Raw genomic sequence first — 25,864 nt, 5'->3', positions numbered from 1 at the left:
GCCACACGATACGACAAGCTCCTCGCCAACTTCATGGGCTTCGTCAAACTCGCCGCAATCGCCATCTGGCTCAGATAGTTAAATCGTCACTACGGCCTAGAGCATTTCCGGTGAACGGGAGTTCACCGGAAATGCTCTAGGTTCCCCTCCGTGCGCCGCACCAGCGCTTATTCCGCCGATGGCTCCTCGGACAAGGCCTCGGCGTTGCGCTGCATGACGGCCGCGAAAAAGCCGTCGGTATCGTGGCGCGCGGGCGTCAGCGACAGGTGGTCTGGATGCGCCGAACCGGTCAATTGCGGCGCGGCCGCGCGCAGCGGCACCACCTGAAAGGCGGGATGCGCCGCAAGGAAGGCGGCCACCTGCTCCTCGTTTTCCTCGGGCAGCATGGAACATGTGGCGTAGACGAGCCGTCCGCCGGGCTTCACAAGCCGCGCCGCGCTCGCAAGAATACTGGCTTGCAGCGGCAGAAGATGATCCAGCCCAGCTCCCAGCGGGCGCCAGCGCGCATCGGGATTGCGCCGCCATGTGCCGGTGCCGCTGCATGGCGCATCGACCAGCACGCGATCGAAACCGCCCTTGTGACGCTTCACCCAGCGATCCGTTTCGCTGGCCAAGGGCTTGGTCTCGATATTATGGAGCCCGGCGCGCCGAAAACGCTCGGCCGCGCGCTTCAAACGGTTGGCGAGGACGTCGCAGGCCATGACATGGCCCTTGTTCGCCATCTGCGCGGCAATGGCCAGCGTCTTGCCGCCCGCTCCGGCGCAAAAATCGACCACGCGCTCGCCCGGTCGCGCGTCGACCAGCATGGCGACAAGCTGCGAGCCCTCGTCCTGGATCTCGACCTCGCCGCTTCTCAACATGGGCAGGCTGGCCAATGAGGGACGCTCTTTCACGCGAATGCCGTAAGGCGCCATGCGCGCCGCCTCGGCCTTAAGGCCGAAATCGCGCAGCGCGCGCAGCATGGCCTCGCGCGTGGACTTGAGAGGATTGACGCGCAGATCGAGCGGGGCGGCCGTCAGAAGCGCGGCCATCTCGCGCCCAAAAGAGTCGCGGAAGCGGCGCCGCAATGGCTCGGCCGCCCAGGACGGACATTCAAAGCGCACCTCGTCCGGCATGGCCGGATGGTCGATCGCGCAGCCCTGCAACTTGGCCACCAGCGCGCGCTCGTGATCCCTCAAGACCGCCGGCGCGAACTTGCCACCGTTGAACAGGACATGGACCTGATCCGGCGTCGTGCGCCCATCGAGCGCAAGCCACGCCAGCAGCCGGTTGCGCGGCACGTCCGGGCGTCCATGCTTCGCCAACCACCACGCTATTCGTGCGTGATGACGCAGTAGCGCATAGAGCAGATCGGCAATATGGACACGATCCCTGTCGCCGATATAGCGGCGGGCCCGAAACCATGCCGCTACGACAGCATCGGCGGGGCGCGCGACACCATCGACTTCATACATCAGATCAAGAGTAGCTTGCAGACGGGCGGCGGGGGTCACGAAGAGACATTCAGGCTGGAAAAAGCGCGGCAACATAAACGAAGGCTGTGCCGTTGACTACCCTGATCCCAGGCGGTGGAAAAATTACTCCAGGCCGTGGCGAAAAGCCCTACCATGAAGGATCGCCGCCTTTCGCAAGCGCGATGATCGGGATGCCGAGGGCGCGCGGTGCCGATGCGTGAGAGCGCATCCGCACGAATGGCGGCGGAGGTGAGGGCCATGCCCGCGCCCTGTCCGGTGATCAGCGTCAGCCAGTGCGCAGCATCACCCAGCAGCGCCACCCGGCCGCGCGACCGGATCGGGACGCCCCCAAGATCGCCGAGGCGCACACTGCTTCAAGCACGCGTGGCCGACGCCGGTATCAGCCGCAGGTGCCGATGCAGCCCGACACCGCATCGCCCCCTGTGTCAGGTCGGCCGCCAGCACCCGTTGTCAGATGATATCTTATATCATAAAGTCGAATCTGTTCGAAGCGTCTGGGCCTGCATTGCGCCTTGGACGCGCGGACAGGGACTTCTGGCCGGGACGGCAAGGCCTACGCCACCGTTGGACGGCCCACCCTGAATTTTCCATCAGGAAAGCTGCGTCCCGTGGTTCTCGACGTGTCATCTCCCCCTTCCACCCTCGAAGGTCGCGCTCCCCCCGCTTGGGCGGCGGGGCGTCCCATATCCATAGATGAGGCCGTCGCCCGCGCCGGGGCGCGATTGGCGCGGGCGCATACGCCGGTTGTTGCCGGCCTTGGCGGAGATGTGGAGGCGCTGCGCGCGGCCTTTCGCCTGGCCCAGGCGAGCGGTGCCGCGCTCGACGGCTCGGACTTGGACGGTGCGTATTCCGAACTCTCGGTGCTGGCGGCTTCGGGGGCCATGGCGACCACGCCGGCTGAAGCGCGCGCCCGTGCCGATCTCCTGCTGCTTGTCGGCCGCGCGACAGACCATGCGGTGACGGATTTCACCTGTGCCGGCACGCCCCCCCGCCAAGCCGCGGGCACCGAACGCCGCGTGATCGCGCTTGGCGGCATCCGCGCCGGCGCCGAAGCGATGCCGGCGCCAGCGGGGCTCGTGCCCACCCTGGGCCTGCTGCGCGCGGCGCTGGCGTCGCGCCCCTCGGCACGACCGGAGCATGCGGACGTGGCCCGCGCCCTGAAAGGGGCACGGTTCGGCGTCGTTCTGTACGATCCCGCCGAGCTTGGCGAAATGGGCGTGGACATGGTCCTCGGCCTCATGCGCGATCTCAATGCCACCACGCGGTTTTCGAGCTGCGCCCTGGTCGAACCGGCCGCACGGCTTGTCGTCGCGGTCAGCGCCTGGACGCTGGGCCAGGCGCCACGCAGTGGCCTCGGGCGCGGCGTTCCCGAGCACGACCCCTGGCGGTTCAACGCGGAACGGCAGGTCTGCTCCGGCGAAGCGGACACGCTGGTCTGGGTCCACCCGTCCGTGCCCCCGCCCGCATGGACGCGATCATTGCCCGCGCTCGCGCTCCTCGCCGACCCGAGGGGGGATGAAGCGGATATCGTGGTCGCAGTCGCCGCTCCCGGGCGGGACAGCGCCGGCACCCTGTGGGACGCCGAACGCGCCACCATGACCTTCCGCCCCGCGACCGCGCCGCGCACGGACCGCCCCGCCGCCGCCGTCATTCTCGATGCCCTCACCGAACGGGTCACCATGGAAAGGGGCCACCCATGCTGACTCTCATTCGCGGCGGTCGCGTCATCGATCCCGCCCATGGTCGCGACGGCATCGGCGAGGTCTGGGTCGAGGGGGATCGCATCATCGCGGCGCCCGAATCCCGCACGCCCGACCACGTCATCGACGCCACCGGAATGGTGGTGATGGCGGGCGCCATCGACGTGCATTCGCACATCGCCGGCGGCAACGTCATCCTCTCCCGGCTGCTGCTGCCGGAACTGCATGTGAACGAGCTGGGCGATCCCAACCGGCCCTTCGGTTCGGCGTGCGGCTCGGCGGCACAGACCGGGCGGCTTTATGCCCGCATGGGCTACACCACCGTGATCGAGCCGGCCCTGCCCCCCTCGGCGGCGCTGGCCACCCATCTGGAACTGGAGGATGTGCCCTTCATCGACCGGGGCGCCCTCACCGTCATGGGCAATGACGACCAGCTGCTGGCGCTGCTGCGGGCCGGCGAGAGCCGCACCGCGGTCCGCGACCTCACCGCGCAGACCCTCGCCCTCTCGCGCGGGCTGGGGCTCAAGGTCATCAATGCCGGCGGAGCGGCGGCCTTCAAGGAGAATGTCCGGACCTTCGACCTCGACGACGAGGTGCCGAGCTATGGCCTCACCTCCCGGCGCATCCTCACCGCGCTGCTCGATGCGCACGAGGCGGTGGGCGTGCCGCATCCGCTCCATGTCCATTGCAACAACCTCGGCGCGCCCGGCGCGTTCGAGACCATGATCGAAACCATGCGGACGGCGGAAGGCCGGCCCATCCACTTCGCTCATGCGCAATTCTACGCCTATGCGGCGCATACGGCCGGCGGCATCTCCTCCGCCGCGGAAACCCTGTGCGCGGCGCTCGCCGCCCATCCCAACGTGACGCTGGACGTGGGCCAGGTGGTGTTTGGCCAGACCTGCACCATCTCGCTCGACATCCTGCGCCAGTTCTCGGCGCGGGGCGCGGCGGACCCGAAGAAATGGATCATCGTGGACGGCGATGCCGAAGGCGGCGGGCTGGTTCCGTTCAATTACAAGCGGGGCAGCGTCTTCAACGCCCTGCAATTCATGATCGGGCTGGAGCTGTTCCTGCTCAGCCCCGATCCCTGGCGCGTGCTGCTCACAACTGACCATCCCAACGGCGGCCCCTTCACCGCCTATCCCCGCCTCATCCATCTGCTCATGGACAAGGAAGAGCGGACGCGGGAACTGGCGAACCTGCCGAGCAAGGCGGTCGCCCGCTGCGGCCTGTCGGCCATCGCGCGCGAATTCACGCTCGCCGAGGTGGCGATCATGACGCGGGCGGCGCCGGCGCGCCTGCTGGGCCTCGCCGATCGCGGGCACCTCGCCCCCGGCGCCAAAGCGGACATCGCCATCTATCGCGATCAGGCGGACCGCACCGCCATGTTCTCCATCGCCGCGCTGGTGCTGAAGGATGGCGAGACCATCGTCCGCGAGGGCGCCGTCGCCGCCGTGCACAGGGGCCGCACGCTCACCCTCGCGCCGCAGGCCGATGCCGCCATGACGCGGCGCACCGAAACCTATTTGCAGGACCGGTTCGGGCGCGGGCTCGACAGCTTCCGCGTGCCCGAGGCGGCGTTCGCGCGGGACGTGTTCGCCCCGCAGCCCTGCCGCGTCTGACACCGGGACACCCCATGACCGCTTTGACATTCACACTCAAGGCCCCGCCACCTGAACGGCTCGACCTGTCGTCCCTGGTACCGGCGCGGCTCCAGCGCCTGAGCCGCGCCGAAATCGAGCGCCTGCCCGTGGGCACGAGCCGGCGCGCCCTCAAGCTGGCCGACCTGTTTGCCGTCTCCGGCGCGGATCCTGTCGAGCTGCGCTTCGAAGGCGGCTCGGAGCGGTTCGATCAGGTGGGGGCGCACCTCGCCGACGGCCGCATCCTGGTGGACGGCGACGTGGGTCAGCGCTGCGGGCTCGACATGGCGGGCGGCGACATCGAGGTCAGGGGGGATGCCGGCCCCTTCATCGGCGCCGGCGCCACCGGCGGCACCCTCGTCGTCCACGGCAATGCGGCCGAGAAGGCGGGCGGCGCCGTCCATGGCGGGCGCTACGGCCTTGCGGGCGCGACCCTCGTCATCCGCGGGGATGCCGGCCCGCGGGCCGGCGACCGCATGCGTCGCGGCCTGATGCTGGTGGGCGGCGCCACCGGTGATCACGCCGGATCGCGCATGATCGCCGGCACGCTGATTGCCCGCAGCGTCGGCGCCGAACCGGGGCTGGGCATGCGCCGGGGCACCATCGCGGTCGGCACCCACGGAACGCTCGTGCCCACCTTCATGCCGTCCGGGGCGGGCGACCTCATCTTCATGCGGTTGCTGCGGCGTGCGGTCGGGAAGCACCATCTGGACCTCGCCAAGATGCTTCCCGATGATCCGTTCCGTTTCGTGGGCGATCAGGCCGCCCTGGGCAAAGGCGAGATCCTCGTCTGCGGCTGACGGCGCGGGCGCGCCTCAGCCAAAGTGCGCCCTGGGTCCGGCGAGGGCGGCGAGGAACTCGCCGCGCAGCACTTCATCCGTGCGGAACGCGCCGGTCAGGCGTCGGGTCACCATGGTGACCCCGGGTTTGCGGATGCCCCGGGTCGTCATGCACATGTGCGCCGCCTCGATGACCACCGCGACCCCGCGCGGTCGCAGCGCCGTCTGGATCGCGTCGGCCACCTGGGCGGTGAGCGTTTCCTGAATCTGGAGGCGCTTGGCATAGGCTTCCACCACTCGCGCGAGCTTGCTGATGCCGACCACCCGCTCGGCCGGCAAATAGGCCACATGGGCCTTGCCGATGATGGGCACCATGTGGTGCTCGCAGTGGGATTCGAAGCGCATGTCGCGCAGCATGATCATGTCGTCATAGTCGTGCGTATCCTCAAAGGTGCGGGTCAGCAGGTCCACCGGATCGAAGGTGTAACCCGCGAAGAACTCCTCATAGGCGCGGGCCACGCGGGCGGGCGTGTCGCGGAGACCTTCGCGGCCGGGATCATCGCCAGCCCATTCGATGAGCACGCGCACGGCGGCCTCCGCATCGGCACGCGACGGTCGCCGCCGTGCCACGGGGGACCGCGGCTGTGCCATCCCGGTCGCTCCAGAACCCATCCTTCCATCCCTCCCCATCGTGTTCGGCTAAGATTGCGGCCTAGCACGTAATGATATAACATATCAATTAGAGTGTCGCAGAAGGCTCAGCCGGCTCCGGGAGTTGGACATGCACATTCCGGTCGATCGCAGTCCGGACACCATCACGGCCGCGCTGGCGGCGGCGGAACACGTCTGCGCATCGCGCGGCCTGCGCTTCACGCCGATGCGACGGCTGGTCCTGGAGGCCCTGTGGCGCTCGGAACAGCCGCTGGGCGCCTATGACCTGATCGGGCAATTGCAGCGGCGTCTCCAACGCCGGCTCGCGCCGCCGACCGTCTATCGCGCCCTGGATTTCCTGATGGAGCAGAAATTCGTCGCCCGCATCGAGAGCCGCAACGCGTTCGTGCCCTGCGCCCATCCCGATCACGACCACACCTGCGTGTTCTTCATCTGCGCGTGCTGCGGCACCTCGGCGGAGATCGAGGACCCGAAGGTGGAGGCGCTTTTTGCGCATCAGGCCGCCGCGCTCGGCTTTCGCATTGAGCGGCGCGTGGTGGAACTCCAGGGCACCTGCGCCACCTGCGCCTCAACGCCCGATCCCACATCCGCCGGCTGACCCGCCCCCAATCGCATCTCGATCCAGGCTCGTGAACGGGACGGGCCTGCGGCTCCATTCTGTCACGAGGTCTCTCCCATGGTTTGCATCACCCTTCCCAATGGCGCCGAGCGCGTGTTCCCGGCTCCCGTCACGGGCACCGCGATCGCCGCCGCGATCTCGCCGTCGCTGGCCCGCAAGGCGGTGGCCATGCGGGTGGACGGGCACCTGCGCGACCTCGCCGATGCGATCACCGCGAACGCCCATGTGGAAATCGTGACCCGCGACGATCCCGCCGCCCTGGAACTGATCCGTCACGATGCGGCGCATGTGCTCGCCGAGGCAGTGCAGGAGCTGTTTCCCGGCACGCAGGTGACCATCGGCCCGGTGATCGAGAACGGCTTCTTCTATGATTTCGCCCGCGACACGCCCTTCACGCCGGAAGACCTGCCCGCCATCGAGCAGCGCATGCGCGACATCATCGCCCGCGACCGCGCCATCACGAAGGAGGTCTGGAGCCGGGATGACGCCCAGGCCTTCTTTGCGGCGCGCGGCGAGAGCTTCAAGGTGGAGCTCGTGGATGCAATCCCCGGCGACGAGCCGATCACGATCTACCGCCAGGGAGAGTGGCTTGATCTGTGCCGCGGCCCACACCTGCCCTCCACCGCTCGCATCGGCTCGGCCTTCAAGCTGACGAAGGTGGCGGGCGCCTATTGGCGGGGGGATGCCACCAAGCCCATGCTGACGCGGATCTATGGCACCGCCTTCGCCACCCGGGACGAACTCGACGCCCACCTCGCCATGCTGGAGGAGGCCGAAAAGCGCGACCATCGCCGCCTCGGCCGGGAGATGGACCTGTTCCACTTCCAGGAGGAGGCGCCCGGCTCGGTCTTCTGGCATCCCAAGGGCTGGACCTTGTTCCAAACCCTCATCGGCTACATGCGCGCGCGTCAGGCCGAGGCCGGCTACCAGGAGGTGAACACGCCGGACATCATGGATCGCGCGCTGTGGGAAACCTCCGGCCATTGGCAGAACTACCGCGACCACATGTTCACCACCCGGACCGAGGACGAACGCGACTTCGCCCTGAAACCCATGAACTGCCCAGGTCACATGCTGATCTACAAGCAGGGCCTGAAAAGCTATCGCGACATGCCGCTGAAGATCGCCGAGTTCGGCAAGGTGCACCGCTACGAGCCGTCCGGCGCGCTGCATGGGCTCCTGCGGGTGCGCTCCTTCACCCAGGACGATGCGCACATCTTCTCGACCGAGGAGCAGCTCACGGCCGAGTGCATCAAGGTCAACGACCTGATCCTCTCCATCTATGCGGATTTTGACTTCACCGACGTCCGCATCAAGCTTTCGACGCGTCCCGCCCACCGGATCGGCTCGGATGCCTCCTGGGATCTGGCGGAGGGCGCCTTGCGCCAGGCCCTCGACGCCCTGGGCCGCCCCTACACCATCAACGCGGGGGAAGGGGCCTTCTATGGTCCCAAGCTCGAATATGTGTTGCGCGATGCCATCGGCCGCGATTGGCAGTGCGGCACGTTGCAGGTGGATTTCAATCTGCCCTCGCGCTTCGGCGCCTTCTACATCGATGCCGCCGGACAGAAGGTGACGCCGGTGATGCTGCACCGGGCCATGTTCGGCTCGCTGGAGCGGTTCACGGGCATCCTCATCGAGCATCACGCCGGGCGATTGCCCTTGTGGCTGGCGCCGGTGCAGGCGGTGGTCGCGACCATCACCTCGGACGCCGACGATTATGCGCGCGCCGTGGTCGCCCGGCTCAAGGCCTACGGGCTCAGGGTGGAGAGCGATCTGCGCAACGAGAAGATCCCCTACAAGGTGCGCGAGCACAGCTTGGCCAAGGTGCCCGTGCTGCTGGTGGTGGGCAAGCGCGAGGCCATGGAGAAGACCATCTCCCTGCGCCGCCTGAAAGCGCAGGACAGCACCACGATGCCGTTGCGCGAGGTACTCGGCCTGCTGGCGGCCGAAGCCCGCCCGCCGGCGACCGGCTGCACCTTCCGCCCCGCGGCATGACGAAGGGGCGGCCTGCCGCATTGGGAGGATTCTGGATGCTGTTCAGTCACATCATCATCGGCGCGCGCGATCTCGATCGCCTCGCCGGCTTCTATGACGCGCTGCTCGCGCCGCTGGGCTTGGAGCGGGCCGCGCCGGAGCCGGACGGCGGCCCCGACGGGGTGTGCTGGCACCCGCCGGGACGGGCCTGGCCGCAATTGTGGGTGCAATACCCATACAACGGTTTGCCAGCCACCTGGGGCAACGGCATGCAGGTCAGCCTCGCGGCCCCCTCACCCGAGGCTGTCGACGCGGCCTGGAGGGCCGCGCTCCAGCATCGCGGGACGAACAAGGGCGCTCCGGGGCTGCGGCCACACTACGGCCCCGACTATTACGGCGCCTATGTCCGCGATCCGGAAGGCAACAAACTGTGCATCGTGCACACGGCGCAATGGGCAACGGGCCAATAGGGCGAGATCGCCCCGAAGCGGGACTTCTGCCTCGGCTGTAAATGATATATTATATCTTTAACGCGCAACTCGACCCGAGCCTGGGCCACGGTCGCGCATGGCATTTCATTCTGGAGCAGACAGATGCAGGATAATCGCCTGCCGGTGACGGTATTGTCCGGCTTTCTCGGATCGGGAAAAACGACGCTTCTCAATCACATCCTGTCCAACCGCGAGGGGCTCAAGGTCGCGGTGATCGTCAATGACATGAGCGAGGTGAACATCGACGCCGAACTGGTGCGCTCGGGCAATGCCAACCTCTCCCACACGCAGGAAAAGCTGGTGGAGATGACCAACGGCTGCATCTGCTGCACCCTGCGCGACGATCTGCTCACCGAGGTGCGCCGCCTGGCCGACGAGGGGCGCTTCGACTACCTGCTGATCGAATCCACCGGCATCGCCGAGCCGCTGCCGGTCGCCGCCACCTTCGACTTTCGCGACGAGGCCGGCCAATCCCTCTCCGACATCGCCCGGCTCGACACCATGGTGACCGTGGTGGATGCCGCCAACCTGCTCAAGGACTTCGGCTCCCGCGACTTCCTGCGCGACCGGGGCGAGACCGCCGGCGACGAGGACAACCGCACCCTGGTCGACCTCCTCACCGACCAGATCGAATTTGCCGACGTGGTTGTGCTCAACAAGATGTCCGCGGTCGATGGGGAGAAGCTCGCCGCCGTGCGCGGCGTGGTGAAATCCCTCAATCCCGATGCTTGCCTCATCGAGACCGACTATTCAAAGGTGGCGCTTTCGGACGTCCTGGGCACCGGGCGGTTCGATTTCGAGAAGGCGAGCACCCATCCGGTCTGGTTCAAGGAGCTCAACGGCTTCAAGGATCATGTGCCGGAAACCGAGGAATATGGCGTCTCGAGCTTCGTCTACCGGGCCCGCCGGCCGTTCCATCCCGAACGGTTCCATGACTTCCTGTGCGAGACCTGGCCCGGCCTGGTGCGCGCCAAGGGACTGTTCTGGCTGGCCACCCGGCCGGGACGGGTGGGCGAGATGAGCTTGGCCGGCGCCATCTGCCAGACCGGCACCATCGGCCGCTGGTGGGCGAGCGTGCCCAAGGAATACTGGCCAACCCAACCCGATTGGCGCTCCTGGCTCCGCTCGAACTGGGTGCCCGGCTATGGCGACCGCAAGCAGGAACTGGTCTTCATCGGCATGAACCTCGATGAGAGCGCCATGCGCGCCACCCTCGACGCCTGCCTCGTGGGCCCGGCCGACCCCAAGCGCTTCGACCCCGACAAGCTCAAGCACCTGCCCGACCCCTTCCCCTCGTGGGAAGCCGCTCCAGCCTGATGCCATGGGAGGACTTCCGAGTCCGCGGTCATCTTGGGGTCGTTGAGTCCGCTCAGCGCCATGATCCTCCCCCCGTTTTGGTGGACACCCCTGTTAGCTTTTGCGAGCTTGAGAGGAGTGTTCGATGGGCGCACGGCGCCGGGCGTTTCCGGAGGCGTTCAAACGAACGGGCGGCTGTTGATCGGATCACCCTCAGCTGCCGATCACGCGTGCGCGCGCGCCGGTCGGCATCAGCCGGTCGGCTTTCTACGGCGGCCTGCGGACCCAAACCGCTGAGACCCTCGCCCTGATGCGGGCGATCGACACCCCGTCCCTCAAGACGCCTTCAGTGAATCCAGGACGGGTCACATCCTGAAAACCGAGAGGGTCCACCATCGACTCGATGCCACGAGGACTGAGGCGCGACGAGACCTGTTCGGGCACATCGAGAGCTTCTACAATCCCCGTCGCCCGCACTCGGCTCTCGGCTACATCAGCCCAACCGAGATGGAATGCGGAGCGGCTTAACCCCGTCCACTTTTTCGGGCGAAGTTCAAATTGGCGGGCAGCAGCGTGGCCAAGGGTGGCGGATGTCGGCGCTCGACGCGCGGCAGGGCCAGCTCAACTGCCCTGCGCCGGCACCAACCGCATGTCGCGGATCATGTGGTCGGCCGAGACACGGAAGATCTCGGACATCGCGTCGCGCATCCACAAAAGCCCCGGATCATTCTGAAAATTGGCGTGGAGATGCACCCGCACATCGATGCTGGGCAGATCGAACGGCAATTCCAGGAAGCTGAAATCCCCTGGAGAGGCGATGCGCGAGGCCGCGGAAAGCGGGAAAATGGCGGCCAGATTCGTATTGCGCACAAGTTCCGGCACGACTGTGAAATGTTCAATGCGCGTCGTGGTGGTCCAGCGCGCGCCAAGCTCGCCAAGAAGCTCCTGCACACGCTTGTAACCGGTGGCATGAACCGAGACATCCACGAAATTGAGCTGCGCGAACCCCTCCGGTCCAAGGGGCAAACCGGCCGCGCCATGGCGGTTGCTCACCAAGCATACAAAACTGTCATCAAGGAGAAAGCTGCTGGAGATCTCGGCGTCGCTCAGCGCCGGCAGGTAGCCGAGCGCCAAGTCTACCTGCCCAGTCCGCAACGATCCGGCGATGGTGGAGGCATCAAGCTGCACCGAGCGCACCCGCACTGATGGCGCGACCACCTCCAGGTGCGCGATCAGCTGCGGCAGCAGGTAGAATTCGGAAATGTCGGACATGGCGATGGTGAAGGTCCGCTCGGAGAGCTCCGGCACGAACGCGTCGTGGTTGAGGATGGTCTGCTGGATCACCCGCAAAGCGCGATTGAACGGATCATAAAGGCGCCATGCCGCCTCCGTCGGCTCCATGCGCTGGCCAACCCGCACGAACAGCGGGTCAGAAAACTGTTCCCGCAGTCGCCGAAGGGAGTGACTGACCGCCGGCTGGGTAAGACCCAGCCGGTCAGCCGCCGAGGTCACGCTCCGCAGCTCCCAGATCGCCAGGAACACCCGGACGAGATTGAGGTCGAAGACATTCACATTCATTTGGCTCATGGTGGGAATTAACCTAATCCATTTGCCGAATTGCAAGCGGGAAGTGGCCCTGAGACGCCGCGTTCAGCGCGCGCCCTCCACAATCTCCACCCCGTCCTCGGCGACGAAGGCGGCTGCGGCGAGAAAGGTGCGCTCCGCCATGCCGGCCGCCAGCCGATCCCCCTCGCCCGCCGTGGCGACGCGCACCATGGGTTGGCCATGTGGATCATGCCATTGCTGAATGACCGTGACCAAGTATCCGCGCAGGCGGTAGACCTGCCACATCCTCGTCCTATACGGCATGAGCCCCCCTGCGGTGCAGTTTTACGGCTTCATGAGCACCGAGGCGGCGGGGAAATCGGAGGCCCAGCCGGCGGGAAGGGGCGCAACGAAGACATTCTCGGTGCGTGTGCGGGTGATCTTCCAGGCGCCATTCCGCTCCCTGCGAAAGGCATTGTTGAGCCGGGACGAACGCAGGAGCGCCTTGCCATCCGAAAAGATCCAGGGCTGCATGTGAACCCACTGCCCGGTGGCGGTGTCACCCGTCACATGAATCTGCTCCGAGGTGAGATAGTGGCAGTTCAGGAGCAGGGCCGGATCCTGCTTCTGCCCCCAGAAGGCTTCGAAATGCTGGCGAATGGCGGCCACCCCCTCGGCCCGGCCGAACTGGCCGTTATAGTATTCGCCCACGCCTTCCCAGACGGCGTCATCGGTATAGAGGGCGAGGATCAGGTCGATGCGCTGCGTGTCGGATGTCACGCCATATTCGGGCATGGGCGTGTCGCAGAGGAACATGTAGCGCGCCTGGATGCGGCGGATCTCCGCTTCCGCCTCCAATATGTCGATACGCTGGGAAAGGGCGGCCAACTTCTTCTCGAGATCTTCCATTCTCCGGTCCCTCGTGATCAAGAAATTCAAGATACGGAACGGGTGCGGATCCCAGGGGCGCGCCGAGCCCCCGGCCCGCCCCCGCTCACAGGATGTAGCTGATGCCGCCCAGCGCATGGTCGGCATTGATCAGGCGAACCACCTTGCGCCCGATCTTGAACCCCTCCGCGCCCCGCTCCAGGCGATATTCCATGTCCGCGACATAGGTGCGCTCGCGGGCGCGGCGGAACTCGGTCAGGCGCTGCATGCAGCGCAGGTCCACCCATTGCCCCTCGTCGGCGAGCAGGCGAAAGCGCGACAGCGAGCGGATGGTGCGTGCCACCGGCGAGGCGGAGACCGACACACCGCTCTGCATGCGCTCGATCCGCTTGCACCGCATGGCATGGTCGTCATAAGCGTAGTTCAGATGGGTCTCGAACTCGCCCGTGCCGGGCTCCACCGGAACGATATAGTGCGCATCCGGCGTCCACATGGCGAGCCAGTCCTCGAACTCGGCGTGGTCGAGGCGATCGGCCTCCAGCCAGACGAAGGCCATGGCTTCCAGAAGGGCGGTGTCTTTCACCAGAAACGGCATGCTCACGTCAGGCCTCCATCATCGTCTTCCACTGGCGGTAGGCCGCCCGCATCCCGATCTCCGAACTGACATCGCCGCGCCGCGTGCCCTCCGGCGTGGCCTCCTCATTCTCCAGGCTGCGGTTCAACATCAGCCACAGGTCGGCGCCACCCTGAGCGCCCTGTTGCACCCGATCCCAGACCTCGGCATCATCGGGACTGCCGAAGCCCATGGGACCCTGGAAGAATTCGTGGATGCGCAACCGCGCCACATTGGCCGCCACCGGCCCCCCCTTCATGCCTAGCGCCACGTGCCGCACCTCCGTCTGGTCGACGCTGATGGGCTGGAGCACACGAAAGAAGGCGGCCGAGCAGCCGAGATTGGGGAACAGGTTGAGGTTGAAGCCGGCCCCGCCCACGGCCCGCACGATGCGCCGAATCTTCGCTTCATCATGTCCCTCGGATCGCAACTCTTCCGCAAGAGCCGAGAACTTCTCCGGAAACGGCGCATCGAGCCCATCTTCCAGGTCCACCAGTTCCGGCATCATGATCATGACGCTGTGGCCATGGCCCAAGTCCTCCACCCAGCCGCCCTTGTTCATGAGGTCGAACATGTCCTCGGTCTCGCCGTCGGTGAGATTGAGGAACGTGCGGTGCACCAGGGGGAAGTGATAAGCGTCGGTCGTATTCTCGAGCTGGATCTTCCAGTTTCCGGGAAATGTGAAGCGGTGCTCCCCCTGTGTCATCATCGGGTATCCGGCGCTCTGCTTCATGAAGAGGTCGATCCATTTGCGTGCCGGACCGAGAAAATCCACCAATGGCTCAATAGTGTCGTCGAAGGTGGCGAAGATCAGGCCATTATATTCCTCGGTCCTCAGCGCGCGCAGGCCGAGCGCGCCGCGTTCGAGCTTGCCGGCATAGCTCTCCTCATAGGGCACGCCGCGCAGGCTGCCATCCAGCGCATAGGCCCAGCCGTGATACGGGCAGACGAAGCTGTTGCTCTTGCCCTTTGCCACCTCGCACACGGTCGCGGCGCGATGACGGCACCGATTGACGAGCACGTGGACGTTCTTCTTCCGGTCGCGGGTCACAATCACCGGCTCGCGGCCCACCTTGGCCGTCTTGAAGTCGCCGGGCTCCGCGATCTCGGAGGCATGGGCAACCCAGACCCAGGTCTTGGTGAAGATCTTTTCCAGTTCTTCCTCGAACAGCGCCGCATCGGTATAGAGGCGGGTCAGGGCGCGGTCTTCCTTGAGCATCGCATCGAAGCGGCCAGGCGCGGAATGCACGGTTTCAGTCATGGGGCAGATCCAATCTCTGGCTTGGCCGCACCCGGCCGGCGGTGGCCGGGGGCGACGCGAAAGGCGGCGCGGCAAGCTGCGCAGTGTTACGGCCGGTCACTGATAGCGGTTCAGCAGCTTGTTGCTCGCCAGGCGCAGCACCCGGTCGAACACGTAGCCGAGGATGCCGAGCGCGATGATGCCGACGAACACCCAGTCGGTCCGTGCGAAGTTGCGCGCGGTCCAGATCATGGCACCAAGGCCCGTCTGAGCCGACACGATCTCCGCCGAAACCACCGTGAGGAACGAATTACCCATGGCGATCCGCGCGCCGGTGACCATGAACGGAACGGTGGAGGGCAGGATCACCGTGGTCATCTCGGAGATTGCATTGGCGCCGAGGCTGCGCGCGGCCTGAAGGCGCAGCGGGTTCACCGCCTTCACCCCGGCGATGGTGTTCAAGGTCACGATGAACACAGTCGTGTAGAAGATCAGCGCGATCTTCGTGATCTCGCCCGGACCAAGCCAGATGACGGCCAGCGTCACGAACGCGATCGGCGGGATGAAGCGGAAGAACTCGATATAGGGATCAACCATGAGCCGGATCACCGGGAAGCGGCCCATGAAGACCCCGAGCGGCACCCCGACCGCGACACCCGCCGCCCAGCCGGCGGCGATGCGCCAAGCGGATGCCGCGACCGATTCCAGCAGCGATCCGTCCGCCAGCATCTCAAGGGCGGTACGCCACACCGTCAGCGGCGAGGGAAGGAAGAGAGGCGAGGTGTAAAGCGAGGCGACATGCCAGAGCAGCAGCCCCGCGAGCACCGACAGCGGCCCCACCGACACTTTGGTCGCCATCGCCTTGAAGCGCAGCGTGCTCAAGGGCAGGCGCACCCCCGGGCTTTGCGTGGTATCGCTCATGGTCACACGGGCTCCCGGTTCAGCCCCTGCTGACGCAGGGCTTGCTTGACTTCGGCGCCGATGTCGTCGCGCAGGCGGCGAAACAGGGCGAGGCACTCACTGCTGCCCTGGTCCCGGGGATGGGGCAGGTCGATGGTCTCAATTGTTTTGATTCCGGCGCGCGGGCCGGCCGTCATCACCACCACCCGGTCGGCCAGGAGCAGCGCCTCCCAGATGTCATGGGTGACGAAGACGATGGTGCACCCGCTCTCGCGCCAGATGCGATCAAGCTCGACCTGGAGCACTTCGCGGGTCTGGGCATCAAGCGCGCCGAAGGGTTCGTCCATCAGCACCACGTGCGGCTCGTTAATGAGCACACGGGCAATCTGGGCGCGCTGGCGCATGCCGCCCGAAAGCTGGGCGGGGAACTTCTCCGCCGCATGGGTGAGGCCGACCAGGCCGAGAAAATGATCGGCCTTCTCGCGCCGCGCCAACGCGGGCGTGCCGCGCAGGCGCAATCCGTATTCGACGTTTTCGCGGATCGTCAGCCACGGAAACAGCACCTCGGCCGACTGGAACACGACCCCGCGGTCGAGCCCCGGGCCGGTGACGGGGCTCTCATTGACCTCGATCCTGCCCTGGACCGGCAGGAACCCGGCAATGGCGTTGAGCAAGGTGGACTTGCCGCAGCCGCTCGGCCCGAGCAGGCAGATGAATTCGCCCGGACGGATCTCGAGATTCACATTCGACACGATTTGCGCGTCGCCGAATGAGATCCCGACGTGATCAAGGGAGATTGAGGCGCCCTGCATCTCGCATCAACCCTTGTAGAAGCCGATTTGGAGCGCCTCGCGATAATGGACGACTTCCTTTGTCACCTTATGATCGGCGAGGAATTTGGCGATACCATCATAGCTCTTGAGGTCTTCCGGGGTGAAATCACGCACCAGCGGCGTCATATCCTTGAAGGCCTTGAGGCTCGTTTCGACAGGAATGCGCGTGACCGCCTTCACCGCCGCAGCGGCCCGCTCAGGCTCCGTGCGGGCGATTTCCGAGGCCTTGGCGAGGGCGCGCAGAATGCCCTGTAGCCCCGCCGGGTCGCTCTTCAGGATAGCGGCGCTCGCGGTCAGCCAGATGGTATCGGTATAGCCCACATCCTTGCTGGTGAGCGCCACCCGGCCGCCTTGGGCGACCGCGTTTGCGGGCCATGGCTCCCACGCGAAGAAAGCGTCGATGTCGCCCCGGGCGAGAAGCGCCGGCAATTCCGGCGGACCGGAGGGCACCATGGTCACCGTCGTCGGATCGAGCCCCTCGGCCGCCAGCGTCAGGCCCGCGCAATATTCGGAGATCGAGCCCGGCACAATGCCGAAGCGCTTGATGTCCTTGGGACTCTTCACCTTTGGGCCCAGCACCAGCTTGACGTAGCGGCCGGACTGGTAGACCACGGCAAGCGGGCGCAGGTCGGCCCGGCCAAGCCGCACCAGGTTGGTGGGTTCGGCGGCGGCCGCCAGATCCACCTGCTGCGCCACCAGCGCATTCATGGCCTCGCCTCCATCAGCATAGAGCTGGAGCACCGCATCCACGCCCTCGGCGGCAAACAGCTTCTCGTGCGCCGCCAGATAGAAGGCGACGAACACCGGATCGGAGCCGACGCCAATGCGGATCGGCGCGGCCGCGAACGCGGCCTGACCCAGGAGGCCTGTCGCGGCCGCACCGGCGGATGCCACCAGAAATCCGCGGCGTGAAAGATGAAGGTCTTTCATGTGTCGTTATCCCGCTGGAAGGTTGTATCTTTATTGTATTCGGTAAAGTCGTCGTGGTGCCTCAGGCGCTGACCCTCTTGGGCTCGACCAGGAAGCGGCAGGAGGGTCCCGCCGTAACCGCCCCGCATTCGACCTCACGGGCGACAGCGCCGTCGCCGGCAAGCACGGGCGCGAGGGCGCTCAGGATGCCGACAATGGGCGCGCAGCAGGGGCAGTCCGAGCCGCCCGAAGCCGCGAGCGCGCTGGCGAACGGGCTGTTTTCCACCCGCACCTCCACCGCCCCGCGGGGCTGGGGCGCGAAGCTCCAGCATCCCCAGCCCAGCGCCGCCGAGGTTTCGGCGATGGTGCGCATCAGCGGTTCCGGCGCGGCGGCGCCCGAGGCGCGATAGGCGGCCACCGAACGCCCGCCAAACTCGGCCACCGAGGCGGAGAGCGCCGCCAGCGCGGCCTTCCGCGCCTGCGCATCGAGGCGCGCGAACAGGCCCATCAGGGCGTCCGGGCGCATCATCAGGTAGCGGATGGAGCCGTCACGCATCTCGCCCTGAGCGGGGTCGCGCGTGAGGCGGGCATGGAAGGGAAGGGCAAGATCCACCACGCACCTCAAGGATAGCCTGCGGGGGCAGGCAGCCCCGCCAGGACCGCGCCTGCGTTTTCGAGCGTAAGATCGTTCAGGGCGGCGTGGTGCGTGACCACGAGGCAATCGCGCAGAATGCGCTGCATGCGGTGCTGGCTGCCGATGGCGCCCATGCCGACGACGCGGAAGCACTGCTCGATGGTCTCGGTGGCAGAGCGGGCGGCGTGGGTGGCGCTGAGCCGCAGCAGGTTGTGGAGGTGCATGCTGATCTCGCCGCCACTGGTCAGCACATGCCACGCCTGTTCGGCGGTCTCGTAATAAAAGGCACGAGCCGCCCGCAGCCGCGCCTCGCCCTCGGCCAGCGCGGTGCGGAAATAGGCGCGGCTCGCAAGGCTTGCCGTACCGGGCATGAGGGTGCGGCCGCCCGCCATCTCGCCCGCGAGATCGAGCGCCCCGCGGGCGAGGCCCAGATTGACCGCCGCATGCACCTGCGCCTGATAGGCGAGAGCGGGATAACGGAAGAGGGTGTCGTCGAAGATGCCTTGCGTGCCACGCTCGCAGGTCCACATGTCAGCGAAGAACTTGTCCCGGACGCGGGTGTCGTGGCTGCCAGTGGCCTGCATGCCCATCACGTCCCAGGTCTCGATGATTTCCACCTCGCTGGCCGGGCACACGGCCATTTTCACCACCGGCGGGCGCCCCGTGGGGGACGCTTCGCCACCGGTGATGCCGACGCCGATCCAGTCCGCCCCCATGCAGCCGGACGCAAACTTCCACTGCCCGCTCACGCGCCAGCCCCCCGGCGCGCGCGTCGCCTGCTGCAAAGGATAAAGCCCACCGGCATAGACCTGATCCGGACCGTCCGCATAGATCACGGCCTGCGCGGCCTCCGGCAGGGCGGCGATATAGGTATTGGCAGAACCAAAGGCCGCGACCCAGGCGGCGGAGCCGTCAACCTCCCCGATCGCCTCGACCATGGGCAGGAAGTGATGGGGGGCCAGCACGTCGCCGCCGAAACGGCGCGGTGTCGAGGAGCGGAAGATCCGCGCCGCCTTCATCAGCGCGATAACGTCCCGCGGAATATGCCGCAAGCGTTGGAACTCGTCCCGCCGCGCCCGGATCACATCCACTAGGCGCACGAACTCCGGCTGCGCCGTGAGGGTCGAGGGATCCACGGCGGGAGGGGGCGCGGCCATGGCAGGGGCCGCTTCAGGACAGGCGAGTTGGGTCATCCATACGCACTCCGCATTTGATCGAGATCAAAGCAGAAACGATTACAATTCGTCCAATGTATTATTATAATTATTCGGATGAATTTTATTCATAAAGCATGATGAAAAACACGGCGCGTAAGGATTCAAAAGCGGGCCAAAGTGCTTCCTGGATCATCGGCTGCCGACTTTCTCGCCAGGATGCGCCAAAATGAGAGGCAGGCGATAGCTCCACCCCAGCGCCCCCGGACCGCCCCTCAACGAGACGGCAGCAGAATCGACCCGTCCACATCGTCGATGGCGGTGCGCCCGCACAGTGCCATCGACACGCTGAGATCGTTCTGGATGATTTCGAGCGCGCGCCGCACGCCGGCCTCCCCGCAGGCGCCGAGGGCATAGTTGAACGCGCGACCGATCTGAACGCCGCGCGCCCCCAGCGCCCGCGCCTTCAGCACGTCCTGCCCGCTGCGCACGCCGCCATCCATCCACACCTCCATGTGGGCGCCCACCGCATTGACAATGGCCGGCAGCGCGCGGATGGAGGAGCAGGTGCCGTCGAGCTGGCGCCCGCCATGGTTCGAGACCACCAGAGCATCGACTCCGGTCGCGACCGCGAGGCGCGCATCTTCGGGGTCCATGATGCCCTTCAAGATGAGCTTGCCGCCCCACCGGCCCTTGATCCACTCCACATCGGCCCAGCTCAGGGTGGGGTCGAACTGGTCGGCGGTCCAGGACGCCAGGGACGACATGTCGGTGACGCCGGTGACATGCCCCATGATGTTGCCGAAGCCATGGCGCCTGGTGCGCGCCATGCCCAGGCACCAGCGCGGCCGCAAGGCGAGGTTCAGAAGGTTGCGCAAGGTCGGCTTGGGCGGCGTGCTCAGGCCGTTCTTGATGTCCTTGTGGCGCAGTCCGGGAAGCTGAAGGTCCAAGGTCAGCTGCAAGGCGGACACGTTTGCCGCCCGCGCGCGCTCGATCAGCTCAGCGACGAAGCCGCGATCCTTCATGACGTAAAGCTGGAACCAGAAGGGATGGCGGCCGGTGTGCGCGGCAATGTCCTCTAGCGCGCAGACGCTCATGGTCGAGAGCGTGAAGGGGACGCCGAAGGCTTTCGCCGCGCGGGCGCCCAAAATCTCCCCATCGGCATGCTGCATGCCGGCGATGCCAGTGGGCGCGATCGCCACCGGCATGGCAACCGCCTCACCGATCATGGTGGTGCGCGTGGAGCGGCCAGCGATGTTGACGCATACGCGCTGACGCAGCTCCATCAGCGCGAAATCTCGCTCATTCGCCAAATAGGTCGCCTGCGACCACGAGCCCGCATCGACATAATCGTAGAACATGCGCGGTACGCGCCGCCGCGCGAGCGCGCGGAAATCCTCGATGCAGGTGATTTTCGACAAGTCCACCATGTTCAGCTTTCCAACGCCGTTCTCAACTCACACCCGTCTGCGCGCGCCCAGTTCCCCTCCCTGCGGCTCTGGTCCAAAAAAGGGGGCTTCGGCGATGCCGAAGCCCCCCACCATTGACCGGCCTTGGAGCCACCGGTCAAAAGTTGCGCTGCACCCGCACGCCGCCCGACCACACATCGGTGGAGCCACCGACAAGAGACGCCTGCGCGGCGCCATTGGCGGTATTGCTGACAGAACTGTAATTGCCGAGAGGAACTGAGCCATCGAGCTTGGTGTAGAGGAGTTCCGCGCCGATATCGAGATTCTTGACTGGCGACCAGATGGTATTGACGCCCAGCTGCCACATGTTGAAGTTGTACGCCGCGACCGTGTTCTGCGGCACCTCATAAGCCACATAGTCCACCAGCAGGGCGCTGCGCACGCTCGGGGTCCAGAAGTGACGGAACTGGCCCTGGACCGCCCAGCCCGAAGTCAGCTCATAATCACCATAGGCACTGGTGGCGACTGCGTCGGCCACCGTGTAGAAGGCGCCATTGGCGGCAAGCGCCCCGTTCGGCAGCTGGCTGAGGTTGATGCGGCCGACGCTGACCGCGCGCACCTGGTCACTGCTCGACAGGCCGAGATAATAGGCACCACCTTTGGCATAGTTCGCCTGAAAGAAGATGCTGTCGCCCTTGGCCAGCACGGGCAGGTTCACTTCCAGGAAGGCGCCGAGGGCATAACCCCACGTGCTACTCGAATCGACCCCCGTCAGGCCCGAGACATAGAGCGGGTCCATCACTCCCACCTGATGCAGGGCACCGGAAACTTGCGCCGAACCCCACGCCTGTTCCACGCGCAGGTTGGCGATGATGTCTGGCGCGTCCTGCCCAGCCATGAAGTTGGTGTAGGACAGGCCGGTGGTGGTGGAGCTCACATTGTTGACGGGCTGCGCGGTGGACCCGCTCATCTGCACGCCGGTGGCGCGGTTTGCGGCATCCTCAAGCGACAGGCTGGCGGAGAAACCGTTCCCGAACTCGGCGGTGTAGGCCAGCAGGGTGGTCTTGGCCATCGACGTTGCCATCGGGATGGTCATCATGAAGTCCTTGTAGGGATCGAACATCGAGCTGGTATAGCCGAATGTGAAGCCCGCGAACTGGATGAAGGCCCGATCGAAGAACAGGTTGGCGCCGGCCGTGCTGCCGGGGCTCTGCTCGGAATCCCAGTTGCTGCCGAACCGCAGATAGGAGCGCAGCGTGCCGTAATCGGTGTTGGTGCGGGCATCCGTCTCAAACACGGCGCGGGTGCGGGTCAAGTATTGGGGATCATCCGCGTCACGAAACGGATAGCCGAGCGTGGCCGCGCCCGGCCCGTTGAAGGCCGCCGCAGCCACCGAGTTGATGGCGGGCGAAAAGGTGCCGACCGCGTTCACGTAAGTGTCGAACCGTACGAATCCACCGAGCTTCAGACAGGTATCTGTTCCCGGAATGTAGAAATAGCCAGCACCATAGGCAGAGCAGACCTTTACATACTCCACTGCCTTCGCCTTAACCGGAAGATCCGCTGCCGTCGCGGCGGATACGGTGGTCAGGCCCGCCACGCCCCCAAGAAGAAGCTGCATGACGGCCGTTTTCAGGAGCGCTTTCACATCAATCTCCGAATGCATGTGAGGGAAGGCCCGATCGCTTCAAACGCAGGACGTCGGCGGGGAGGACAGAATTCCCCGCGCACCTCTGCTCGACCAAGGCTTTGACAATGAAACACTATTTTTCGAACACAATTCACGTCAATAAAAAAATGGACAATGTCCAATATAAAACCAGATATGGCGACAATGAACGGATTATGGCCGCGATTTTTGGCGATTTGCATACATTTCGGGCACCGGATAGACGCAGAATCGGCAGAAATTGCAAATAAACTCCGCGAATACGGATAATTCGTGAAAGTAATAGATCTGATTTTATTTCTCGCGAAAGCTTTTTGATGCCCAGCCCGCAACTCCCGCCTGCAACACCGCGCATCACCGTCCTCTTATGCCGCCGCGCGAAAAAAGTCCGCGACCTCGTCTGAGGCCGCGGACCTGAGCCGCGATGGCGTTGCAACCGGACGATTGAGATCGGCACGAGCTGTCGAACGGCGCCACCGGGCGCTCAAATATCCAGAACGAGGGTCGCGCTGCGCGCCCGCGAGCAGCAGATCAGGATCTGATCGCCAGCGCTGCGCTCCTCGGGGGTGAGGAAGCTGTCCCGATGGTCGGGGACGCCCTCCAGGACATCCACTAAGCAGGTTCCACAAACACCTGATTCGCAAGACAAATTCACCGCAACCCCGGCCTCGCGCAGGGCTGCGGCGATGGTCACCCCGGCCGGCACGCCAACCGTGACGCCCGAGCGCGCCGCCACCACCTCGAACGCGGCGCCGGTTGTGTCCACCTCCGCATTGAAATCCTCGCGATGGAGCTGCGCCGCCCCATAGCGGCACGCGGCCGCCTGCGCCGTGACCCAATCCATAAAGCCCGACGGCCCGCAGGTGTAGAGATGCGTGTCGGGCGCGGCCGGCGGCAGGTCTCGCGTCGCCAGGAACGGTTGCGCATCGTCGAAATGCAGGTGAACACGGTCGCGATACGGCGCCTCGGCGATCTCCTCCAGAAATGCGGTGCGGTCCTGCGCGCGCGCGCAGTAATGAAGCGCGAACTCACCACCCTGTGCCTGCAGCACATGCGCCATGGCCAGCAGGGGCGTCACGCCGATGCCGCCGCCCACGAGCACCGAGCGCCTCGCCCCCGCGTACAAGGGAAACAGGTTTCGCGGCTTCCCCACCCGCAGCACCGCGCCGGGCCGGGCCAGCCGATGCAGCGCGCGCGATCCGCCGCGGGATTGCGGGGCATCGAGGATGCCGAGGCGATAGCGCGAGCGATCCGCCGGATCGCCGCACAGCGAGTATTGGCGAACCAGGTGCAGGCCCGTCGCCGGATCCTCCACATGGAGGTCCACATGGGCACCGGCAGTGAAGGCCGGCAGCGCGGCGCCATCGGGCGCGGCAAGATCGATCACCATGATGCCGCCGCGATCATCCACACGCCGCTGCACCACCAGCGGCAGGATCTCGACATCGGACGCGGAGGAAATGACGGGCGGGCGTTCGGTCATTTGGGGCATGGGGGCAGGATCCAGGGCGAGAGCGTACCCGTTTGCATCCGCTCACGGCACGCGCGCACCAACTGATGGTTCAAACGGTCTTCCATCCGCGCCACAGGGCGGCCGGCGTGGAAATGCGAGCGGGCCCCGGCCCTTGCGGACCGGGGCCCGCCGTTCACAGCAGGTAGCTGAGGCTGCCGAGAGCGTCCCCGGCATTGATGAGCCGCACAACCTTTTCGTCGAGCTTCAAGTCGGCGTCGGAGCGCGTGAGCCGATAGGTCACATCGGCGGCATACAGGCGTTGGCGCTCGAACTTGTATTCCACCAGGTGCTGGGCACAGTGCACCACGCAGTGAGCCGGTCCCGCCTCCATGAGGCGGAAGCGGCTCAGGATACGCACCGATCGCGCCGCTGGCGTGGAGGAAATCGCATGCCCGCCCACGAGGCGGTCCACGCGCATGCGGCGCATGTCCGCATCGTCATAAGCGTAGTTCAGCGTGTCCACATGGTCGCGAGCATCGGGATCGACCGGGATCACGTAATGGCCCTCGCGGGTCCACAGGGCCAGCCACGACTCGTAATCGCGGCGATCCAGAAGGTCCGCTTCGGTCCAGATGAGCGTGATCGCCTCGTCCAGCGAGATGGCGCTGTTGCTGATGGAAACGGTCATCGCAGTCATGCCGACATCATCCTCTTCCACATCTGGTAGGCGGCCCGCATGCCGGTCTCGGCGCTGACGCCCCCTTTGGGCAGGTGGTTCACCGAAGAGCTTTCCAGCCCGAGCCCGCGATTGACCATGAGCGGCAGGTCCGGCCCGCCCTGGACACCGCGCTGCACCCGCTGCCAGGCCTCGACATCGTCAGGGCTGCCGAAACCCATGGGGCCCTGGAAATGCTCGTGCAGGCGCAGGCGCGCCCGGTTCGCGGCCGCAGGTCCGCCTTCCATGCCGATGGCGATGTGGCGCACCTCGGTTTCGCGCACGGAGATCGGGCGCAGGATGCGGAAGAAGGCCATGGAGCAGGCCGCGTTCGGGAAGATGTTGACGTTGAAGCCGGTGCCCCCCACCGCGCGCACGATGCGGCGCACCTCCTGCGGGGGATGGGTCTTCGCCAGCTCATTGGCCAGCGGGAGGAAGCGATCGGGAATGGGCGCGTCCAGATTGGCCTCAAGGTCGATCAGCTCGGGGATCATCACCATCACCGAGTGGCCGTTGCCCAGATCCTCCACGAATCCCTCACGGCCAAGGAAGGTGAAGGTCTCCTCCGCCTGCTTGTCGAGGGATTCGATGAAGGGGCGGTGGACGATGGGGAAGTGATAAGCGTCGGTGGTGTTTTCCAGCTGGATCTTCCAGTTTCCGGGAAAGCGGAAACGGTGCTCGCCGCTGGTCTTCACCGGGTATCCGGCGCCCTGCTTCATGAATAGGTCGATCCAAAGCTTGGTATGCCCGAGGTAATCGGAGAGCGTCTCAACCTCCGGATTGAGGCTGGCGAACACCAATCCCTGGTACTCCTCAACCCTGAGCGCTTTCAGGCCCAGGCTCGACTTGTCGAAATCGCCCGTATAGCCTTCCACATAGGGCACGCCGCGCAGTGAACCGTCCTGGGCATAACCCCAGCCATGGTAGGGGCACACAAGGCTTGTGGCGTTGCCCTGGCGGCGCTCGCAGACGGTGGCGCCGCGGTGGCGGCACCGGTTCACCAGCACATGCAGCCGCCCCTTGCGATCGCGCGTGACGATTACCGGCTGCAATCCCACGAAGGAGCTGACGAAATCGCCCGGGTTCGGCACTTCGCTAGCATGCGCCACCCACACCCACGTCTTGGAGAAGATCCGCTCCATCTCCGCCGTGAAGATATCAGGATCGGTATACATGGCCGTTTCAATGCGATCGGGCAGAACCAGATCGGACATGGGGCGGCCTGAGGCGAGCCTCGGCGCAGTCATAGA

25 protein-coding genes and 1 pseudogene are annotated in these 25,864 nt (G+C 65.8%); 8 read left to right on the top strand and 18 right to left on the bottom strand.

Annotated elements, in window-relative coordinates:
• Positions 1 to 167: 167 nt before the first annotated feature.
• Positions 168 to 1,493 (bottom strand): RsmB/NOP family class I SAM-dependent RNA methyltransferase, encoded by a 1,326-nt coding sequence (locus HUW53_RS19685; RefSeq protein WP_237347461.1) that lies wholly within the window; start codon positions 1,491 to 1,493, stop codon positions 168 to 170.
• The gene (locus HUW53_RS19680; RefSeq protein ID WP_237347460.1) at positions 1,490 to 1,822 is read right to left on the bottom strand and encodes a hypothetical protein; all 333 of its coding nucleotides are present in this window, start codon (positions 1,820 to 1,822) and stop codon (positions 1,490 to 1,492) included. The genes HUW53_RS19685 and HUW53_RS19680 overlap by 4 nt, the downstream gene beginning before the upstream one ends.
• A 375-nt stretch (positions 1,823 to 2,197) precedes the next feature.
• On the opposite strand from HUW53_RS19680, the gene HUW53_RS19675 reads away from it, so the two are divergent.
• From HUW53_RS19675 to HUW53_RS19665, 3 genes are read left to right on the top strand one after another with little or no spacing between them, the layout of a single operon-like run.
• Positions 2,198 to 3,178, top strand: a complete 981-nt coding sequence (locus HUW53_RS19675; protein ID WP_237347459.1) for a molybdopterin-binding domain-containing protein — start codon at positions 2,198 to 2,200, stop codon at positions 3,176 to 3,178.
• Entirely contained in the window at positions 3,172 to 4,800 is a 1,629-nt protein-coding gene (locus HUW53_RS19670) for a formylmethanofuran dehydrogenase subunit A (RefSeq protein WP_237347458.1), read from the top strand. Before HUW53_RS19675 ends, HUW53_RS19670 begins: the two co-directional genes overlap by 7 nt.
• A 14-nt stretch (positions 4,801 to 4,814) precedes the next feature.
• A complete protein-coding gene (locus tag HUW53_RS19665; RefSeq protein ID WP_237347457.1) occupies positions 4,815 to 5,618 on the top strand; it encodes a formylmethanofuran dehydrogenase subunit C in 804 nt (267 codons plus the stop codon).
• 15 nt (positions 5,619 to 5,633) lie between these two features.
• On the opposite strand, the gene folE is transcribed toward HUW53_RS19665, so the two are convergent.
• Complete coding sequence (gene folE, locus HUW53_RS19660) at positions 5,634 to 6,269, bottom strand: GTP cyclohydrolase I FolE (protein ID WP_237347456.1); 636 nt, start codon at positions 6,267 to 6,269, stop codon at positions 5,634 to 5,636.
• A gap of 109 nt (positions 6,270 to 6,378) precedes the next feature.
• Between folE and HUW53_RS19655 the strand changes: the two genes are divergently transcribed.
• From HUW53_RS19655 to HUW53_RS19635, 5 genes and pseudogenes are all read left to right on the top strand, one after another.
• A complete protein-coding gene (locus HUW53_RS19655) occupies positions 6,379 to 6,867 on the top strand; it encodes a Fur family transcriptional regulator (RefSeq protein ID WP_237347455.1) in 489 nt (162 codons plus the stop codon).
• Between the two features lie 78 nt (positions 6,868 to 6,945).
• A complete protein-coding gene (gene thrS / locus HUW53_RS19650) occupies positions 6,946 to 8,886 on the top strand; it encodes a threonine--tRNA ligase (protein WP_237347454.1) in 1,941 nt (646 codons plus the stop codon).
• A 35-nt stretch (positions 8,887 to 8,921) separates the two neighbouring features.
• Positions 8,922 to 9,335, top strand: a complete 414-nt coding sequence (locus HUW53_RS19645; RefSeq protein ID WP_370877860.1) for a VOC family protein — start codon at positions 8,922 to 8,924, stop codon at positions 9,333 to 9,335.
• Positions 9,336 to 9,458: 123 nt separating this feature from the next.
• Positions 9,459 to 10,673 carry a zinc metallochaperone GTPase ZigA gene (gene zigA, locus HUW53_RS19640; protein ID WP_237347453.1) on the top strand — a complete coding sequence of 405 codons (1,215 nt, stop codon included), beginning with the start codon at positions 9,459 to 9,461 and terminating at the stop codon, positions 10,671 to 10,673.
• Between the two features lie 345 nt (positions 10,674 to 11,018).
• Positions 11,019 to 11,180 (top strand): annotated as a pseudogene (locus HUW53_RS19635) (IS3 family transposase); the annotation flags it as partial.
• 93 nt (positions 11,181 to 11,273) lie between these two features.
• Here the strand turns inward: HUW53_RS19635 and HUW53_RS19630 are convergent.
• The 15 genes from HUW53_RS19630 to HUW53_RS19560 form a co-directional block, all read right to left on the bottom strand.
• Positions 11,274 to 12,239, bottom strand: a complete 966-nt coding sequence (locus HUW53_RS19630) for a LysR family transcriptional regulator (RefSeq protein WP_237347452.1) — start codon at positions 12,237 to 12,239, stop codon at positions 11,274 to 11,276.
• Positions 12,240 to 12,302: 63 nt separating this feature from the next.
• A complete protein-coding gene (locus HUW53_RS19625) occupies positions 12,303 to 12,521 on the bottom strand; it encodes a hypothetical protein (protein WP_237347451.1) in 219 nt (72 codons plus the stop codon).
• A 21-nt stretch (positions 12,522 to 12,542) separates the two neighbouring features.
• Positions 12,543 to 13,106, bottom strand: coding sequence for a nuclear transport factor 2 family protein (locus HUW53_RS19620; protein WP_237347450.1), 564 nt, complete (start codon positions 13,104 to 13,106; stop codon positions 12,543 to 12,545).
• An 85-nt stretch (positions 13,107 to 13,191) separates the two neighbouring features.
• Positions 13,192 to 13,680 carry an aromatic-ring-hydroxylating dioxygenase subunit beta gene (locus HUW53_RS19615; protein ID WP_237347463.1) on the bottom strand — a complete coding sequence of 163 codons (489 nt, stop codon included), beginning with the start codon at positions 13,678 to 13,680 and terminating at the stop codon, positions 13,192 to 13,194.
• Between the two features lie 7 nt (positions 13,681 to 13,687).
• Positions 13,688 to 14,959: an aromatic ring-hydroxylating oxygenase subunit alpha gene (locus HUW53_RS19610; RefSeq protein WP_237347449.1), complete on the bottom strand. Its 1,272-nt coding sequence runs from the start codon at positions 14,957 to 14,959 to the stop codon at positions 13,688 to 13,690.
• Between the two features lie 96 nt (positions 14,960 to 15,055).
• Positions 15,056 to 15,859: an ABC transporter permease gene (locus HUW53_RS19605; RefSeq protein WP_237347448.1), complete on the bottom strand. Its 804-nt coding sequence runs from the start codon at positions 15,857 to 15,859 to the stop codon at positions 15,056 to 15,058.
• Between the two features lie 2 nt (positions 15,860 to 15,861).
• A complete protein-coding gene (locus tag HUW53_RS19600) occupies positions 15,862 to 16,590 on the bottom strand; it encodes an ABC transporter ATP-binding protein (RefSeq protein ID WP_237347447.1) in 729 nt (242 codons plus the stop codon).
• Positions 16,591 to 16,656: 66 nt separating this feature from the next.
• Positions 16,657 to 17,565, bottom strand: coding sequence for an ABC transporter substrate-binding protein (locus tag HUW53_RS19595; RefSeq protein WP_237347446.1), 909 nt, complete (start codon positions 17,563 to 17,565; stop codon positions 16,657 to 16,659).
• A gap of 97 nt (positions 17,566 to 17,662) precedes the next feature.
• Positions 17,663 to 18,193 carry a hypothetical protein gene (locus tag HUW53_RS19590; protein ID WP_237347445.1) on the bottom strand — a complete coding sequence of 177 codons (531 nt, stop codon included), beginning with the start codon at positions 18,191 to 18,193 and terminating at the stop codon, positions 17,663 to 17,665.
• Between the two features lie 8 nt (positions 18,194 to 18,201).
• A complete protein-coding gene (locus HUW53_RS19585; protein WP_237347444.1) occupies positions 18,202 to 19,371 on the bottom strand; it encodes an acyl-CoA dehydrogenase family protein in 1,170 nt (389 codons plus the stop codon).
• Between the two features lie 272 nt (positions 19,372 to 19,643).
• Positions 19,644 to 20,798, bottom strand: a complete 1,155-nt coding sequence (locus HUW53_RS19580; protein ID WP_272904329.1) for an alpha-hydroxy acid oxidase — start codon at positions 20,796 to 20,798, stop codon at positions 19,644 to 19,646.
• A 136-nt stretch (positions 20,799 to 20,934) separates the two neighbouring features.
• Entirely contained in the window at positions 20,935 to 22,398 is a 1,464-nt protein-coding gene (locus HUW53_RS19575; RefSeq protein ID WP_237347443.1) for a porin, read from the bottom strand.
• A 532-nt stretch (positions 22,399 to 22,930) separates the two neighbouring features.
• Positions 22,931 to 23,938 carry a PDR/VanB family oxidoreductase gene (locus HUW53_RS19570; RefSeq protein ID WP_237347442.1) on the bottom strand — a complete coding sequence of 336 codons (1,008 nt, stop codon included), beginning with the start codon at positions 23,936 to 23,938 and terminating at the stop codon, positions 22,931 to 22,933.
• A gap of 154 nt (positions 23,939 to 24,092) precedes the next feature.
• Complete coding sequence (locus HUW53_RS19565) at positions 24,093 to 24,596, bottom strand: aromatic-ring-hydroxylating dioxygenase subunit beta (protein ID WP_237347441.1); 504 nt, start codon at positions 24,594 to 24,596, stop codon at positions 24,093 to 24,095.
• Entirely contained in the window at positions 24,593 to 25,861 is a 1,269-nt protein-coding gene (locus HUW53_RS19560; RefSeq protein WP_237347440.1) for an aromatic ring-hydroxylating oxygenase subunit alpha, read from the bottom strand. The genes HUW53_RS19565 and HUW53_RS19560 overlap by 4 nt, the downstream gene beginning before the upstream one ends.
• Positions 25,862 to 25,864: the final 3 nt, after the last annotated feature.

Origin of the sequence: Xanthobacter agilis (assembly GCF_021730435.1) — a bacterium.
Lineage (GTDB): Bacteria > Pseudomonadota > Alphaproteobacteria > Rhizobiales > Xanthobacteraceae > Xanthobacter > Xanthobacter agilis.
This window is presented reverse-complemented; position numbering and strand designations above follow the sequence as displayed.